At 28.4% G+C, this 419-nt stretch carries 1 protein-coding gene; it reads right to left on the bottom strand.

The genetic code is table 11. The features are described from left to right. Positions 1-38: 38 nt before the first annotated feature. Positions 39-299, bottom strand: a complete 261-nt coding sequence (locus SPADD19_RS11015; RefSeq protein ID WP_128861643.1) for a hypothetical protein — start codon at positions 297-299, stop codon at positions 39-41. Positions 300-419 lie beyond the last annotated feature (120 nt).

Below are 419 nucleotides of genomic sequence, written 5' to 3'. Positions count from 1 at the left end.
TTGAAAAACTACATACTTTTTATAGGTTTTCATTTTATTTACCTCCTATTATTTTTTTTTAAAGATTTTTTCATCCTTAGCTTTACGGTGGCCTCACTCTCTCTAATATTATTATTAAATGATTTGTCTTGAGCATCTGCTACCTCCTTTATTGAGAAATAAAAAAAAGACAGTTCACCACTGCCTTTTCTTATCTTCACTATTATTATGCCATTTTTCTGTAAAAATAAAATCAACATTTCCGTTCCTAAAATAACGATGTTTTTTCTTCTATCTTTATTTTTATCAAAATATGGCATACTATTATTATAAATTTAATTGAGAAAGTAGAGCGATTACCATTAGCCATATGATGAGAAAGTTTATTACCGGGCACGGTTAACGTACTTATTTCTCATATGCTAGTCATTGCAAAGGAA

Origin of the sequence: Streptococcus parasanguinis, assembly GCF_001578955.1 — a bacterium.
Taxonomy (GTDB): domain Bacteria; phylum Bacillota; class Bacilli; order Lactobacillales; family Streptococcaceae; genus Streptococcus; species Streptococcus parasanguinis_U.
The sequence above is the reverse complement of the archived record's forward strand: the minus strand, read 5'-3'. Positions and strand labels throughout refer to the sequence as shown.

Bases quoted from the DNA above. Each gene is read 5' to 3' on its own strand.
- SPADD19_RS11015 (WP_128861643.1), bottom strand. From the start codon at position 299: ATGCCATATTTTGATAAAAATAAAGATAGAAGAAAAAACATCGTTATT.